Consider the following 14,523-nt stretch of genomic DNA (forward strand, 5'->3'; position numbering starts at 1 on the left):
GTGTCGGGCCCGGTGGATCGACCAAGCAGAGCACCGATTGATCAAGCAGAGCAGGGCGGAAGGGGCGTTGCCGTGATCGAGCAGCCGGCGTACACCGGGTTCGGGTTCTCCGACGAGGAGTGGGGGCTGCTGGTCGGCCTCCCGCAGTCGGTGCTGACCGCGGCGAGCGCCGCCGAGTCCGACGGCACCCGCCGGACCATGGCGGAGAACGCGGCCGGGCTGGAGACCATCGCCGCCGGCCGGGAGTCGGCCAGCCCGCTGGTCGCCGCCGTGGCCGGTGAGATCGTCACCCGGGTCGGCGACCCGGAGACCGGTGAGGAGCTGCCGGTCATCGCGCCCGCCGACCCCGGGGCCTACCTGGACGACGTGCTGCTGCGGGCCGGCCAGGCGGCCGAACTGCTGGCCGCGCGGGTCGACGAGGGTGAGGCCGGCGCGTACAAGCACTGGCTCGTGAAGATCGCCGAGCAGGTGGTGGGCGCCGCCTCCAGCGGTGGGCTGCTGGGCATCGGCGGCGAGTCGGTCAGCGACTCCGAGCGGCGTTTCCGCGACCGGCTCGCGCACGTGCTCATCGACTGACCGACGACAACGAGGGGTCGGCCGGACCGGTCGGCTCGGCGGCCAACGCCGCGGAGTCGGCCGGTCGGACGCCGCGCAGCGCGGCCAGCGCGGTGACGGCGCCCAGCAGCATCACCGCCATGGCGGCGTACGCGGCCAGGTGCAGCCCGTCGGTGAACGCGACCCGGGCGGCGTGCAGCACCGCGTCGGCCATGTTCGCCGGCAGCCCCTGGGCGACCGCGAGCGCACCGCCCAGGGTCTCCTGGGCCGCGTCGGTGGTGTCCACTGGCAACCCGGGGGGCAGGCCGTCGAGGATCTCGCGGCGGTACACCGCCGCGCCGACGCTGCCCAGGATCGCCATTCCCAGCGCGCCGCCCAGCTCACTGCTGGACTCGGTCAGCGCCGACGCGACACCGGCCTGCTCGGGCGGCGCCGCGCCGAGGACCAGCTCGGTGACGAGCGACATCACCATCACCAGGCCGCCCGCGTAGACGCTGGCGCCGACGAGCAGCAGCCACAGCGGCGTCTCCGGGGTGACCCGGGTCAGCACCGCGAAGCCGACCACGGCGATCCCGAACCCGGCGCCGATCAGGTAGGCCCGCTCGACGCGCTGGGCGAGCGCCGCGGCGGCCGGCGCGATGCCACCCACCGCGAGCGACGGCACCAGGCTCCACAGTGCCGCCCGCAGTGGGCTCAGGCCGAGCACCAGCTGGAGATGCTGGGTGGTGAAGATGGCGAATCCGACCAGGGCGAACATCGCCAGCAGGTTGACCGCGAGCGACCCGGCGAAGCCGCGACGGCGGAACAACGCGAGGTCGACCATCGGGTACGCCCGGGTCCGCTGCCGGTGCAGGAACAGCGCGCCCACCAGCACACCGCCGACGATGGCGAGCACCCGCACCAAGCTGACGCCGTCGCGGGCCATCTCCTTGATGCCGTAGATCACCGGCAGCAGCGCGCCGAGCGACAGCGCCGCGCTGATCAGGTCGAACCGCCCGGTCGCCGGGTTGCGGAACTCGGGCACCAGCAGCGGGGCGAGCAGGAGCAGCAGCAGCATCGCCGGGATGTTGATCAGGAAGATCGAGCCCCACCAGAAGTGCTCCAGCAGGATGCCGCTGAGCACCGGGCCGATTGCGATGCCGCCGGTCAGGGTGGCGGTCCAGACGCCGATGGCGGTGCCGCGCTGCTTGGCGTCGTGGAACATGTTGCGCACCAGGGCCAGCGTCGAGGGCATCAGGGTGGCCCCACCGACGCCGAGCAGGGCGCGGGCGGCGATCAGCGTCGCGGTGCTGTCGGCGTACGCGGCCAGCAGCGACGCCGCCCCGAACGCGGTGGCACCGATCAGCAGGAGCCGGCGTCGGCCGATCCGGTCACCCAGAGCGCCCATGGTGATGAGCAGCCCGGCCAGCACGAAACCGTAGATGTCGAAGATCCAGAGCTGCTCGGTGGCGCTGGGGCGCAGCTCCGCGCTGATGAACGGGACGGCGAAGTAGAGCACCGACACGTCCATCGAGACCAGGAGCAGCGCCAGCATCAGCACCGCGAACCCGATCCACTCCCGTCGGCCGGCGCGCGCCGCCGGTGTGGTGGTGGTCTTCATGATCAGTTCCCCTTCTGCGTATGTCGTACGCTGTTATGCGTAGACCATACGCAGAACTAGGATGGCGAGGCAAGGAGGAAATGTGGCGGCGAAGACAGACGACAGCGGGCCCGTACTCCCGCCGGCCATCGAGAGCGCCTGGGGGCTGCGGGAGCGACCACCCAAGGGGCCCCGGCCGGGAATGAGCGTGCCCGCCATCGTGGACGCCGCGGTCCGGGTGGCCGACGCCGACGGCCTGGCCGCCGTGTCGATGAGCCGGGTGGCCAAGGAACTGGGCGCCGCGACCATGGCCCTCTACCGGTACGTCGGCTCGAAGGACGAACTGCTGATGCTCATGGTGGACACCGGCTACGGTCCCTCCCCCGGCCCGCCCGGCCCGCGCGACGACTGGCGTACCGGCCTCACCCGGTGGGCCTGGGCCGAACACGAGGTGCTGCGGCGACGGTCCTGGTTGCTGCACGTCCCGATCAGCGGCCCACCGATCACCCCGCAGCAGCTCGGCTGGATGGAGGACGGGCTGCGCTGCCTCGACGGCACCGCGCTCGGCGAGAACGAGAAGATGTCGGTGCTGCTGCTGATCACCGGGTACGTCCGCAACGAGGCCACCCTCACGTCGCAGATCGCCGAGGGCAGCCGGGCGGCCGGCGTCGAGCCCGCCGAGATGATGCCCGGGTACGCCCGGCTGGTGGGCCGGCTCATCGACCCGGCCCGCTTCCCCGCGCTGCACCGGGTGCTCAGCGCCGGCGTGCTCAACCAGGACGACCACCCCGACGACGAGTTCGCCTTCGGGCTGGACCGGATCCTCGACGGCGTCGAGGCCCTGATCCGACGCCGAGCGGCCTGAGGCGGCCCGGATGCTGCCGAGAGAAACCCTCGACACGACCGTCCTGCCACCGGCCGAACGATTCGGGATGTGGCTGGAACTGGTCGCACGCACCTCGGCGCCGATGCGGGTCCGGTCCGCGCACGACGAGGACTTCATCGCCCGGGCCGACTTCGTCGACCTCGGGCCGATCCAGCTGATCAGCTACGACTACCCGTCCCTGGACGCCTTCCGGACCCCGAAGCTGATTCGCCAATCGGACCCGGAGCTGTACATGCTCGCCCTCACCACCGGCGGGGTCGGCACGTCCAGCCAGGACGGCCGCCGCAGTGAGATCCAGGTCGGTGAGTTCACCTTCTACAACGCGTCCCGTCCGCACGACCTCGGCCACCACGCGACAGAGCCGGAGCGGGGCCAGGCCAGCTCGATCGTCACGATCATCCCGCACGCCGCGCTACCGCTGCCACCGCAGCGGATGGCCGCGCTCTACGGCGGCCGGATGTCCGGCAGCGAGGGGATCGGGGCGCTGCTGGCGCAGTTCCTCATCCAGGTGACCGGGCACCCCGAGCAGTACCATGCCGCCGACGCCAGCCGGCTCGGCGCGGTCGGCCTCGATCTGGCCACCACGATGCTCGGCCGGCACCTCGTCGCCGAGGACGCCGTGCCCACCGAGGTCCGCCGCCGGGCGCTGCTCACCCAGGTGCAGTCGTACATCCACCGTCACCTCGGCGAGGTGACCCTCGACCCCCAGGTCGTCGCCGACGCCCACCACATCTCGGTGCGGTCCCTGCACCGCCTGTTCGAGGGCGAGGACGCCACCGTGGCGTCGTACATCAGGGACGTGCGACTGGCCCGGTGCCAGCGCGACCTGACCGACCCGGCGCTGCGCAACCAGCCCGTGCAGACCATCGCGGCGCGGTGGGGGTTTCCCCACAAGGCCCACTTCAGCCGGGCGTTCAAGGCCGCCTACGGAATGACCCCGCAGGAACACCGCGACAACGCTTCGGATCTGGCGCGGATCGTCAACCGCCAGGCGTCCACGGTCAACGCGGGGCCGGCAGACTGACACCGGCGCGGCCGACCATCGCCTGGTGGGCCGCAACGGGGGCCGTGGCGAGGCGCCCGCCGCGCGAGCGGCGGGCGGCCGCCCGGTGACACCCGCAAAGGCCCGAGGCTCCGACCCGTCGCGCTTCCCCAGAATCGCCGGCGGGGCCGGTCAGGTCCCCTCCAGCAGCTTCAGGACGACCCGCTCCGCCTCCTCGCGAGGTGCCAGCGGATCCACCGCCGCCACCACCCCCTCGTGGTAGAGGTCGACCACCCGAGGGTCCACGTACGACGCCCGCGCCACCGTCGGCGTGTTGCCCAGCAGCTCCGCCACCTCCCGCATCACGGCGACCACCGCCTTGCGCCGGGCCGTCACCGAACGGGCCGGACCGGCGGTGGCCAACTCGGTGGCCGCCAGCACCGTGGCGTGCCAGGTGCGGAAGTCCTTCGCGGTCATCTCCCCACCGCTGGCGTCGCGCAGGTAGCCGTTGACCTCGTCGCTGCGCACGTCGCGCCACTCCCGGCCGTCCCAGTAGCCGAACAGCCGCTCCGCCCGTCGCCGGCGACGGCGCAGATTGACGAGCACCTGGCACAGCTCCGGGTCCTCGATCCGGCGTACCTGCTCGATGCCCCCCTTCGCGGGGAACACGAACACCACGCAGCCGCGCCGGGACCGGGCGTGCTCGGGGCGCAGGGTGGACACCCCGTACGTCGGGTCGTCGCCGTTGGCGTACTGGTCGCTGCCGACCCGGAACATTCCCATGTCCAGCAGCCGGGCGACCGTCGCCAGCACCCGGTCCCGGCCCAGTCCACGGCCGTCCAGGTCGCGGCCCACCCGCTCCCGCAGCACCGGCAACCGCCGGGCCACCTCCAGCATGTGGTCGAACTTCGCCTCGTCCTGCTTCTCCCGCCACCGGGGGTGGTAGACGTACTGCTTGCGCCCGGCCGCGTCGATCCCGACCGCCTGGATGTGCCCGTTCGGATGCGGCGCGATCCAGACGTCCTGCCAGGCCGGCGGAATGACCAGCTCCCGCAGCCGGGCCAGCACCTCCGGATCCCGCACCGGCGCCCCGGACGGATCGACGAACAGCCAACCCCGTCCGCGACGGCGCCGTCCGTACCCCGGTCGACCCGGGTCGCTACGCCGCAACCGCACCGGAGACCCGCACCACCCTCTCCACCTCGGCCACCGCGGCCAACACCTCGTCGAGGTGCAGAGCCGCCATCGTCGGGTGGCTTCCTACCCCGTCCCACCTGGGCCAATCCCCCGCACCGGCCCACAGCACCCGGTGCCGTGGCCGGTCCGGTGGTGGCCCCCAGTGCGCCGGTGGCACCGGCCCGAAGAGGACCACCGACGCGGTGCCGTACCCGGTGGCCAGATGGGCGACGCCGGTGTCCCCGCTGACCACCAACCGGGCGTCGGCCACCAGCGCGGCGAGCCCGCCGAGGTCGGTCCGGCTGGCCAGAACGGCGTCCGAGGTCAGGCCGGCCGCCTCGGCCACCCGGGTCGCCAACTCCCGTTCGTCGGCCGAGCCGGTGAGCAGCACCCGGTGCCCCTGGTCGGTGAGCGCCCGGGCCAGCGCGGCGAACCGCTCGGCCGGCCACCGCTTGGCCGGGATCTTGCTGCCCGGGTGCAGCACCGTGGCACCGCTGGGCAGCCCCGCCGACCCGGGCCGGCGCAGGCTGAGGTCGGCCCGGTCGGCCGGGATGTCGTACCAGGACAGCAGCCGGCACCACCGGTCCACCTCGTGCTCGTCGGCGGCCCAGCGCGGGCCGTCGGCACAGCCGGCGTCCGCGTTGGCGAAGGCGAGCAGCCGACCGGGCCGGGTGGCCGCGAGCAGCCGGTGCGACTGCGGACCGCGGCCGTGCAGGTTGACAGCTACCCGCGGGGCCGACCCGACCCGCAGGGGTCGGTCCAACCCGGTGGTGTCCACCAGCCGGTCCACCCCGCCGACCAGGTCGACCAGCGGAGCCAGCCAGGCCGGCGCGGCGAGCGCCAGCTCCCGCGAGGGAAACGCGGCCCGCAGCGCCCGCAGCGCGGGCACCGCGGTCACCAGATCGCCGACGCCGAGGGCGCGCAGCACGAGGATCACGGGTACGAGGTCTCCTGCTCGGCGCAGACCACCATCTCGCGCACCGCGCAACCGGCCGGCTGGCTGAGCGCGAACATGATCGCGGCGGCGGTGTCGGCGGGCTCGTTGAGGTTCGCGTCCGGCCCCGGCTTGTACTGCGGGTCACGTTCGTCGAAGAACGCGGTGCGCATCCCACCCGGGATGAGCAGGGTGACGCCGACCTGACCGGCCAGCTCGGCGGCGAGGGCTCGGGTGAACCCCACCACCCCGAACTTCGCCGCGCAGTACGCGGTGGCGTCGCTGACCGCCTTGACGCCCAGGGTGGAGGCGACGGTGACGACGCGCCCCCGAGAGGTCAGCAGGAACGGCAGCGCGGCCCGGATCACCGCCGCGGTGGCCAGCAGGTCCACGGCGACGATCCGGTCCCAGGTCTCGCCCGGCAGGTCGGCGAGCCGGCCCGGCACGTCGGTGCCGGCGGCGGTGACCACGGCGTCCAGGCCACCGGCCTGCTCGGCGAGATGCCGGGTGGCCGCCTCGGCGGCGCGCGTGTCGGCCAGGTCGCACTCGGTCCAGGACACCCCGTCGACCGGCGGCTGCCGGTCCAGCACGAGCGGTCGGCCACCGGAGGCGGCCACCGCCGCGACCACGGCGGCGCCGAGCCCGCTGGACCCGCCGGTGACCAGGACGGTGGGCCCGGCACCGGGCCGCGTGGCGGTCATCGGGTCCGCTCCGCGAGCGTGCGGACGATCAGGTCGGTGGTGGACCGACCGTCCAGGTAGGGCACCACCACCGTGTTCCCGCCCCACCGGCGTACGACCTGCGCCTCGGGCAGGGCGGCGGAGGCGTCCCCACCACCGGTGGCGTAGTCGCCGCCCTTGACCCAGACGTCGGGGCGTATCCAGGACAGCGCCGCGTCCGGGGTCGGCTCGTCGAAGATGAGGACCGCGTCGACGCAGCTCAGCGCGGCCAGTAGCCGGCTGCGGTCACCTTCGGACTGCACCGGCCGGTCCGGACCCTTCAACCCGGTCACGCTGGCGTCGGAGTTCAGGCAGACGATCAGGCAGTCACCGAGCTGCCGGGCGGCCTCCAGGGTGGCCACGTGCCCGGCGTGCAGCAGGTCGAAGCACCCGCCGGTGGCCACCACGGTGCCCCCAGCGGCGCGTACCTCGTTGAGGAGCGTGGCGACGGCGGCGACCCCCACCCGGTCAGCCACCGCACCACCTCGTGGTCCGGGCTGGAGAACGCGCGGCCCCGACGTGCTCCCGGCCCGCACCGCCGGCCCCGATGGCGGCAGCGCCGCCGCCACTCCCCCACCCGCCACGTACGCGGACGCCTCGGCGACCGCCACCTGCACCGCCTCGGAGACCAGCGCCCCCTGGGCCAACGCGAGGCTGGCTGCCGCCGCGAACCGGTCGCCGGCACCGCAGGTGTCCCCCTCGGCGCTACCCGGCGTCGGCACCACCAGCGGCGTCGACCCGGCGTGGCAGAGCAGCGCGCCGTCACCGCCCAACGTCACCGCGACCGCGCCGGCCCGCCAGCGCCGCCGCAGCCCCTGGGCGCCGCGCGACGCGGTGGCCAGTCGGGAGGCGCCGGGGAGCGCGGGGACCAACTCGCGCACCTCGGACTCGTTCGGGGTGGCCAGGTGGACGCCGGGCACCGCCGCCGGGCCGCGCGGATGCGGGTCCCACACCACCGGCGCGCGGGTGGCGGCCAACGCGTCGCGCAACGCGGGCTGCCGGGCCACCCCCCGGCCGTAGTCGCTGACCAGCACCGCCGACGCCGCCGCGATGACCCGCAGCACCTCGTCGGAGGGCTGACCCGGCTCCCCGGACGTGCCGCCCCGGTCGTGGCGCAGCAGCACCCGCCCCCGGGCCCGCAGCCGGATCTTCTCCGGCGTCGCGCCGGAGAGGGCCAGGGGGTACACCTGCACGCCGGCGGCGGTGAGCAGAGCGCTCAGCCGCGCCCCGCCGGCGTCGTCGGCGAGCGCGGTCACCAGCACCACCTCGGCGCCCTGCGCGGCGGCGAACACCGCCGCCAGCCCGGCGCCCCCCGGTCGGTCGGTGGCCGCTGTCTCGTCGAGCACCGGCACCGGGGAGTCCGGGCAGAGCCGGTTCACCACGCCTTCCACGTCCCGGTCGAGCAGGGTGTCCCCCAGCACCACCACCGGTCCCCTCACGCTTGCCTCCTCATCCTCACGCGTCGACCTGCTGTCCGGTCCCGCCGTCGAGCACCACCTCGACCCCCACCGGTGCCGGCTCCCCGGGCCCGGGGTGGACGACCGCCGGGTCGCCGACCGCGGCCAGCGCGGCCGGCAACTCCTGTTCGAGGTACTCGCAGAGCAGATGACTGGTCACGAGGTGCAGCTCCTGGACGACCTGGGTGTCCGGGGACGCGACGGCCAGCACGTCGTCGCAGGCGTCGGCGAGCGGATTGGGAGCGACGCCGGTGAGCGCCCAGGTGGTCACCCCGACGTCGCGGGCGGCCCGCGCGGCGGCGACCAGGTTGGCGCTGGTCCCACTGGTGCTCAGCAGCAGCAGGATGTCGCCGGGGCGGCCGTGGGCGCGCACCTGGCGGGCGTACACGTCGGTGTAGCCGTAGTCGTTGGCGATGGCGGTGAGCGCGCTCGTCTCGGCGTGCAACGCGATCGCCGACAGCGGCCGACGATCGTCGCGCAGCTTGCCGACCAGCTCGGCGGTGAGGTGCTGGGCCTCGGCGGCGCTGCCGCCGTTGCCGGCGACCAGCAGGCGAGCACCGGCGGCCAGCCGGTGGGCCAGGTCCGCGCCCCAGCGCGTCAGCTGCCGCTCACACCGCCGGTACGGCACCAGCGCCGCCGCGAGATTCGTCAGGTGGGTGTCCAGCAGGCTGCCCGTCGGCATCAGGCCACCACCCGGGTCGGCCGGCGCACGGCGGCCACCTCGCTGTAGACCTCGACCAGCCGCTCGGCGGTCGCCGCCCACGAGTACCGCGCCCGGGCCCGCTCGCGCGCCGCCGTCGCGTACGCGAAGCGCCTGATCCGGTCGTCGAGCAACCCTCGGATCGCGGTGGCCAGGGCCTGCGGATCCCGGGCCGGCACGAGATCACCGGTCGTCCCGTCGACAACGGTGTCCCGGATGCCACCCACGGCCGTGCCGACGACCGGCACCCCGCAGGCCATCGCCTCCAGCGGGGTCAACCCGAACGGCTCGTACCAGGGCGCCGCGACCAGCAGGTCCGCCGAGCGGTACCAGCGGCCCATCTCCTCCCGGGGCACCGCCCCGACCAGGTGCACCCGGTCGGCCACCCCGCACGACTCGGCGAGGGCCCGCAACCGGCGGGCGTACGGGTCGGTCTCCAACAGCCCCTCGGGTGGGCCGCCGACGACCACGCACTCGGCGTCCGGCACCAACGCCATCGCCCGGACCACCGTCTGGAAGCCCTTGCGCTCGACCAGCCGGCCCACGGTGAGGATCCGGGCCCGTCCCGGTTCCCGCTCGGCGGCCGGTCCGAGCGGGGCGAAGGTGGCGAGGTTGACCCCGGAGGGCACCACCGTCATCCGGGACCGGGGCACCCCCATCCGGACCAGCTCGCCCACCTCGTCGCGGCACTGCGCGACGACCCGGTCGACCGAGCGGCCCAGCTCCCGCTCGTAGGAGATCCGTCGGGCCGGGCTGGTGTCCTGCACCCCCTGGTAGCGGCGCTTCACGGTGCCCAACGCGTGGTACGTCTGCACCACCGGCACCCCGGTCTGCCGGCCGGCGGTCAGCCCGGCCAGACCACTCATCCAGAAGTGCGCGTGGATCACCTCGGGCACCCAGTCGCCGCCGCGCCAGCGTTCGATCAGCCAGGCGCTGAACTCCCGCATGTGCGGCAGCAGCGCGTCCTTGGCCACCGGCTCGGCCGGGCCGGCCGGCACGTGCACCACGTCGTACCCGTCCGGGCTGCGGACGGTCACCGGCAGGTCGGGCGCGTCGCGGCGGGTGTAGACCCGCACCTCGTGCCCGGCGGCGGCGAGCGCGGCGGACAGCTCCGCGACGTGCGTGTTCTGGCCGCCGGCATCCTCCCCTCCGAGGACGGCGAGCGGGCTGGCGTGCTCCGAGATCATCGCGATCCGCATACTTCCTCCTCCAGCAGCCGGTCCCAGTCAGCGAGGAAACGGTCGAGGCCGTACCTGTCGCGTGCGGCGGTTCGCGCCGCCGCCCCGGCCTGACGCGCGGTCGCCGGTTCGGTGATGAACCGGCGGGCGGCGTCGAGCAGGGTGTCGGTCCGGGTGGCCAGCGCCCCCGCCTGCGGGGGCACCGCCATCACCGCCTCGGTGGTGGCGAGCGCGACGACCGGCATGCCGATCGCCATCGCCTCGATGAGGCTCAGCCCGAGGGAGGTCCACCGGCACAGGTGCAGGTACGCCCGCCGCCGGGCCAGTTCGACGTGCATCCGCTCCTGGGGCACGTCGTCGTGGCTGGTGAGCCGGTCGGCGGGCAGCCCCAGGTGGTCGGCCAGACCGGCGACCCCCATGCCGAACACGTCCAGCGGCGCGATCTCGGCGAACTGGGGCAGCAGGTCGGTGCCGGTGACCCGGCCCCGCCGTACCGGCTCGTTGATCACCACAGCGAGCCGGTCCAACTCGCCCGTGTAGGACGCCGAGGGGGCGACGATGCCGTGGTCGACAACTCTGGTGCGGGTGGCGCCGGTGTCCCAGAAGATCTGGTTGAACCCGGTGACGTGGGCGATGAGCAGGTCGTCGCGGTCGGCCATCGGGTGGCGGGTGTTGGGCACGTCGCCCTTGGGGGTGTTGTGTTCGACGTAGATCGCCGGAAGGTCGCGGCCCGGGCGGCGCCGAAGCCACTCCTCGGCCCGGTCGAGCTCCTCGGGGCGTTGCAGGATCACCAGGTCCACGTCGGCGCTCGGCAGCTCCTGCGGGCTGACCTCGACCGCGTTGTCCGGCCACGGGTAGGTGCGGGCCCGGCCGAGACCGTACGGCCCGCGGTCGGGTGTGGTGGGAATCAGGTAGCGGTGGCTGCCGTGCACGAACGACGTGGTCCACGAGCCGTGCACGTGCCAGAGCAGGATGTTCATCGGCCGCCACCACCGCTGACCGCGAGCGTCCGGAGCGCGTCGACCACCTGCTCCGGGTCGATGCCGCTGAGGCAGGGGTGCCCGGGGACCGGGCAGCTGGCCGCCCGGGTGTCCCGGCAGGGTCCGGCGGCGTCGCCGAGCCGGACGGCGGGCACCCGGTAGGGCCCCCACTGTCCGAACGGAACTGTCGGCGCGAAGAGACTCACCACCGGCACTCCGGTGGCGGCGGCCAGGTGCGCGGGCCCGGTGTTGCCGACCACGACCGCGCTGGCGTCCGCGACGATCGCGGCCAGCCCGGCCAGGTCGGTGCGACCGCCCAGGTCGGTGCCGCCGACCGCGGCGACCCGGGCGGTGACAGCGCGTTCGTCCGGGCCGCCGGTGACCAGCACCCGGTGCCCGGCGTCGGTCAACGCCCCGGCGATCCGGGTCGCCAGCTCCGGCGGGCAGGCCCGGCTCGACGCGGCCGACCCGGGGTGCAGCACCACGTACCCCGGGTCGCCGAGGTCGGCCGGGCGCGGCGGCACGGCGTCCCGGCGCAGCCGGAGCACGGGTTCGTCGCCGTCGGGCAGTCGGTGGCCGGCGGCGGCGGCGAGGGAGAGGGCGCGTTCGGGTTCCGGGACGCCCACCGGCACCCGGTGCCGGACATCCAGCAGCGAGCCCGGGTAGTCGTCGCTGATCGCCGCGATCCGGTCGATCCCCGCCATCCGCAGCAGCAGCGCCAACGGCAGGGCGGACTGGTGGAACGAGGTGAACACCACCGCCTGGTCCGCGCCAATCGCGCCCAGCCGCGCGGTCAGGTCCCGGACGGCCTGCGGATCGACCGGCCCCGGTGTGGGGTCGATCCACGGCAGCGGATGCTCGATGATCTCGTCGACGCCGGGCAGCAGGTTGGCGGCGGCCCGACCGCGCGGCCCGCACAACAGCACCACCCGCTGCGCTCCGGCCGCCACGGCGCGGATCGCCGGGCCGGTGACCAGCACGTCGCCCGCCGAGTCCGAGCGGACCACCAGCGCCGTCCGTACCGGTTCGGTGGGTGTGGTCGCCGGCTGCACGGCCTGTTGCCGGCGCAGGATCTCGTGCACCGCCGACGGCAGGTCGGTGGCCACCCACCCGGCGGCGGCGATCTCCTCCGGTCGGGTCACCGGGGTGGGCACCAGCACGCCCGCCGCCCCGGCGGCCAGCGCCGCGGCGACGTCCCGGCCGATGTCGCCCACCAGCACGCACCGGGACGCGGTGGTGCCCAGCTCGCGGGCGGCGGCGTGCACCAGACCGGGTGCCGGCTTGCGGCAGTCACATCCGTCGGCGTCGTCGTGCGGGCAGACCAGCCACGCGTCGAACCGGCCCAGCAGCTCCTCGACGCGGGCGTGCACCGCCCGCATCTGCTCCCCGGTGAAGTAACCCCGGGCCAGGCCCGACTGGTTCGTGACGACCGCCAGCCGCAGCCCGGCCGCGCGCAGCCGGTCCAGCGCCGCCCGGGCGCCCGGCACCGGGCGCACCTTCTCCGGGTCGCCGTTGTACGGCACGTCCTCGATCAGGGTGCCGTCCCGGTCCAGCAGCACCGCGTCGTACAGGACGGGCCGGGGGCTTGCGACAGACCCGGAACCGGCGCGGTCAGCAGCGGCGTACACCTGGGCTGACCTGCGCTGATACGGATCCTCCTGGTCCTGTCGCACAGGCGGCGGGTTCCCTGCGCCCCGAGGAGTAAACGTCGTCGTCGAGGCGGTGGGCCAGCGCGCCGCGGTGCCCCGGGTCGGCCTTACCCGCCGTGCCGGAGAAGCTAACCCCGTCGGCCGTTAGCCACTGCCGTGCCCCGGGTATGGAATCCCGGTGGCGATTGTGGAGAAAGTGATCGACGCTCCCCCGCAGCGGGTGTTCGACGTGCTCGCTGACGGATGGACGTACAGCGACTGGGTGGTCGGCACCGCGCACATGCGCGACGTGGACGACGCCTGGCCCCGGGTCGGCAGCCAACTGCACCACCGTGCCGGGCCCTGGCCGTTCTCCCTGCAGGACGCCTCGACGGTGCTGGTCTGCGAACCGCCGCACCGGCTCGTGCTCAAGGCCGGTCTCTGGCCGGCGGGTGAGGCGATCGTGGCCTTCACCCTGGAGCCGGTGGGAGGGGGAGCCACCCGGGTCCGCATCGGGGAGGACTTCGCCGCCGGCCCGCTGCGCTGGGTCCACAACAAGCTCAACGATCTGGTGTTGCACCGGCGCAACCGGGAGACGTTGGCCCGGCTCTCCGACATCGCCACCCGGCAGAAGGGGTGAGCGTGACGCGGACCGTGGTGGTGACCGGCGCGAGCGCCGGCGTCGGCCGGGCCGTCGCCCACGCGTACGCGGCGCGCGGCGCCCGGCTGGCGCTGTTGGCCCGGGGCGAGGCGGGCCTGGCCGCCGCCGAGCGGGAGTGCCGGCTGCGCGGCGCGACCGACGTGCGCGTGTACCGGGTCGACGTGTCCGACGCGGGCGCGGTGCAGCGGGCCGCCGACGACGTGGTGCACCGGTGGGGTGGCATCGACGTGTGGGTCAACAACGCGATGGTGTCGGTGTTCGCGTCCGCCTGGGAGATTCCGGCGCGGGAGTTCCACCGGGTCACCGCTGTCACCTACCTGGGCACGGTGCACGGCACGCTCGCCGCGCTGCGGCACATGCGGGCGCACGGGCGGGGCACGATCGTGCAGGTGGGCTCGGCGTTGGCCTACCGGGGCATCCCGCTGCAGTCGGCGTACTGCGCGAGCAAGCACGCAGTGCAGGGGTTCAACGACTCGCTGCGCGCCGAGCTGCTGCACGACTGCCCGGGGGTGAAGGTGTCGATGGTGCAACTGCCGGCGATCAACACGCCGCAGTTCTCCTGGGTCCGTACCCGGCTGCCCCGGCATCCGCAGCCGGTGCCGCCGATCTTCACTCCGGAGCTGGCCGCCCGGGCCATCGTGTGGGCGGCGGACCACGGCACCCGGGAGTTGAACGTGGGTGGCCCGACCTGGCAGGCCCGGCTGGCCGACGCGCTGGTCCCCGGCCTGCTCGACCGGAAGCTGGCCCGCGACGGGTACGACAGCCAGCAGACCGGCGCCACTATCGATCCGGCGACCTGGCGTGACAATCTGGACCACCCCGGCGACGCGGACACCGACCGGGGCGCGGCCGGGGTGTTCCGCCACCAGGCACGTGACCGTTCCGCTGCGTTGTGGGTGAGCACCCACAAGCCGGCGCTCTCCGGTGTCGCGCTCGCCGTCGCGACGCTCGCCCTCGGCGCTGTCGCTCGCCGTCGGCGCTGACCGGCACAAGCCCCCTGACCAGGGCTGCTGCCCCGGGACGCGGTGGACGACGACGGTCCGCAACGCCCGGGAGGGGTGCCCCCTCGGTGCGAATGCGGCAACTGG

14 protein-coding genes are annotated in these 14,523 nt (G+C 74.4%); 5 read left to right on the top strand and 9 right to left on the bottom strand.

Translation table 11 applies throughout. From position 1 onward, the window contains the following. Positions 1–72: 72 nt before the first annotated feature. Positions 73–576, top strand: a complete 504-nt coding sequence (locus tag QCZ28_RS15595) for a hypothetical protein (RefSeq protein WP_030334948.1) — start codon at positions 73–75, stop codon at positions 574–576. Here QCZ28_RS15595 and QCZ28_RS15600 read toward each other — a convergent pair. Continuing rightward, complete coding sequence (locus QCZ28_RS15600; protein ID WP_279517332.1) at positions 566–2,155, bottom strand: MFS transporter; 1,590 nt, start codon at positions 2,153–2,155, stop codon at positions 566–568. The genes QCZ28_RS15595 and QCZ28_RS15600 overlap by 11 nt on opposite strands. An 82-nt stretch (positions 2,156–2,237) precedes the next feature. Here QCZ28_RS15600 and QCZ28_RS15605 point away from each other — a divergent pair, with 82 nt between their 5' ends. Together QCZ28_RS15605 and QCZ28_RS15610 are read left to right on the top strand one after the other, a co-directional pair. Further along, positions 2,238–2,999 (top strand): TetR/AcrR family transcriptional regulator, encoded by a 762-nt coding sequence (locus tag QCZ28_RS15605; RefSeq protein ID WP_279517333.1) that lies wholly within the window; start codon positions 2,238–2,240, stop codon positions 2,997–2,999. 10 nt (positions 3,000–3,009) lie between these two features. After that, on the top strand, positions 3,010–4,044 hold the full coding sequence (locus tag QCZ28_RS15610; RefSeq protein WP_279517334.1) for a helix-turn-helix domain-containing protein: 1,035 nt from the start codon (positions 3,010–3,012) through the stop codon (positions 4,042–4,044). A 150-nt stretch (positions 4,045–4,194) separates the two neighbouring features. On the opposite strand, the gene QCZ28_RS15615 is transcribed toward QCZ28_RS15610, so the two are convergent. From QCZ28_RS15615 to QCZ28_RS15650, 8 genes are read right to left on the bottom strand one after another with little or no spacing between them, the layout of a single operon-like run. After that, a complete protein-coding gene (locus QCZ28_RS15615; RefSeq protein ID WP_279517335.1) occupies positions 4,195–5,178 on the bottom strand; it encodes a DNA topoisomerase IB in 984 nt (327 codons plus the stop codon). Then, positions 5,162–6,115 carry a glycosyltransferase family 9 protein gene (locus QCZ28_RS15620; RefSeq protein WP_279517336.1) on the bottom strand — a complete coding sequence of 318 codons (954 nt, stop codon included), beginning with the start codon at positions 6,113–6,115 and terminating at the stop codon, positions 5,162–5,164. The genes QCZ28_RS15615 and QCZ28_RS15620 overlap by 17 nt, the downstream gene beginning before the upstream one ends. Beyond that, complete coding sequence (locus QCZ28_RS15625) at positions 6,112–6,813, bottom strand: SDR family NAD(P)-dependent oxidoreductase (protein ID WP_279517337.1); 702 nt, start codon at positions 6,811–6,813, stop codon at positions 6,112–6,114. The genes QCZ28_RS15620 and QCZ28_RS15625 overlap by 4 nt, the downstream gene beginning before the upstream one ends. Further along, positions 6,810–8,270, bottom strand: a complete 1,461-nt coding sequence (locus QCZ28_RS15630; RefSeq protein WP_279517338.1) for a PfkB family carbohydrate kinase — start codon at positions 8,268–8,270, stop codon at positions 6,810–6,812. The genes QCZ28_RS15625 and QCZ28_RS15630 overlap by 4 nt, the downstream gene beginning before the upstream one ends. A 16-nt stretch (positions 8,271–8,286) precedes the next feature. Next, positions 8,287–8,973 (bottom strand): SIS domain-containing protein, encoded by a 687-nt coding sequence (locus QCZ28_RS15635; protein WP_279517439.1) that lies wholly within the window; start codon positions 8,971–8,973, stop codon positions 8,287–8,289. Then, the gene (locus QCZ28_RS15640) at positions 8,970–10,187 is read right to left on the bottom strand and encodes a glycosyltransferase (RefSeq protein WP_279517339.1); all 1,218 of its coding nucleotides are present in this window, start codon (positions 10,185–10,187) and stop codon (positions 8,970–8,972) included. Before QCZ28_RS15640 ends, QCZ28_RS15635 begins: the two co-directional genes overlap by 4 nt. Continuing rightward, positions 10,172–11,146: a glycosyltransferase gene (locus tag QCZ28_RS15645; protein WP_279517340.1), complete on the bottom strand. Its 975-nt coding sequence runs from the start codon at positions 11,144–11,146 to the stop codon at positions 10,172–10,174. Before QCZ28_RS15645 ends, QCZ28_RS15640 begins: the two co-directional genes overlap by 16 nt. Next, on the bottom strand, positions 11,143–12,819 hold the full coding sequence (locus QCZ28_RS15650; RefSeq protein ID WP_279517341.1) for an HAD-IIIA family hydrolase: 1,677 nt from the start codon (positions 12,817–12,819) through the stop codon (positions 11,143–11,145). Before QCZ28_RS15650 ends, QCZ28_RS15645 begins: the two co-directional genes overlap by 4 nt. A gap of 154 nt (positions 12,820–12,973) precedes the next feature. Between QCZ28_RS15650 and QCZ28_RS15655 the strand changes: the two genes are divergently transcribed. Continuing rightward, positions 12,974–13,414 (top strand): SRPBCC family protein, encoded by a 441-nt coding sequence (locus QCZ28_RS15655; RefSeq protein ID WP_279517342.1) that lies wholly within the window; start codon positions 12,974–12,976, stop codon positions 13,412–13,414. A gap of 2 nt (positions 13,415–13,416) precedes the next feature. Beyond that, a complete protein-coding gene (locus QCZ28_RS15660; RefSeq protein ID WP_279517343.1) occupies positions 13,417–14,418 on the top strand; it encodes an SDR family oxidoreductase in 1,002 nt (333 codons plus the stop codon). The last annotated feature ends 105 nt before the right edge of the window (positions 14,419–14,523 follow it).

The organism is Micromonospora sp. DH14 (assembly GCF_029809455.1).
Lineage (GTDB): Bacteria > Actinomycetota > Actinomycetes > Mycobacteriales > Micromonosporaceae > Micromonospora > Micromonospora parva.

What these genes read in the sequence shown, in the direction of transcription:
- QCZ28_RS15640 (WP_279517339.1), bottom strand. Translation starts at nt 10,187, where the DNA reads ATGCGGATCGCGATGATCTCGGAGCACGCCAGCCCGCTCGCCGTCCTC.
- QCZ28_RS15625 (WP_279517337.1), bottom strand. Translation starts at nt 6,813, where the DNA reads ATGACCGCCACGCGGCCCGGTGCCGGGCCCACCGTCCTGGTCACCGGC.
- QCZ28_RS15600 (WP_279517332.1), bottom strand. Translation starts at nt 2,155, where the DNA reads ATGAAGACCACCACCACACCGGCGGCGCGCGCCGGCCGACGGGAGTGG.
- QCZ28_RS15645 (WP_279517340.1), bottom strand. Translation starts at nt 11,146, where the DNA reads ATGAACATCCTGCTCTGGCACGTGCACGGCTCGTGGACCACGTCGTTC.
- QCZ28_RS15610 (WP_279517334.1), top strand. Translation starts at nt 3,010, where the DNA reads ATGCTGCCGAGAGAAACCCTCGACACGACCGTCCTGCCACCGGCCGAA.